The organism is Nguyenibacter vanlangensis (assembly GCF_013376155.1).
Taxonomy (GTDB): domain Bacteria; phylum Pseudomonadota; class Alphaproteobacteria; order Acetobacterales; family Acetobacteraceae; genus Gluconacetobacter; species Gluconacetobacter vanlangensis.
This window is the reverse complement of the sequence record NZ_JABXXP010001210.1, coordinates 1-582: the sequence shown is the minus strand read 5'-3', so window position 1 is coordinate 582 and position 582 is coordinate 1. Positions and strand designations below refer to the sequence as shown.

Below are 582 nucleotides of genomic sequence, written 5' to 3'. Positions count from 1 at the left end.
CTGGCGCTGCTGCCGCGCCCGGCCGATTTCGAAATTCTGGCGGCCTGCCTGGCACTGCCGATGTTCGTCGGCGGCCTCGCCGCGCGCAACCCGGCCACCGCCGGGGCGGCGGCGTCCTACACGCTGTTCCTGCCCAACCTGATCGCCCCCTCCAACCAGGGCCGGCTGGACGAGATCGCCTTCTTCAACGGCGCCTTCACCCTGCTGTGCAGCATCGGCTTCGCCGTCCTGATGTTCCGCCTGCTCCTGCCCTTCAGCAGCGCCCAGGAACGCGGCCGCATGCGCGTGCGCAACCTGCGCGACCTGCGCCATCTGGCCACCGCCACCCCGCTGCCCCGGACCGGCGACTGGATCGGCGGCAATATCGACCGGTTCTCCCGCCTGATCCGCCATGCCGGCCCCACCCCCACCCCGACGATCGAGGCCTATCTGCAAGGCACGCTCGCCGCGATGACGATCGGGCTGAACATCATCCGCCTGCGCGCCCTGCTCGCCCGCGACCAGGTGCCGGCCCATGCCAGGCGGCCGATCCTGCTGGTGATCGGCCGCATGGCCCAGTTCACCGGCCGCTACGGCCGCACC

1 protein-coding gene is annotated in these 582 nt (G+C 71.6%); it reads left to right on the top strand.

What is annotated here, in order from left to right:
• The coding region (locus tag HUK84_RS22160) for an FUSC family protein (RefSeq protein ID WP_176642037.1) at positions 1-582 on the top strand (582 nt) is incomplete at both ends.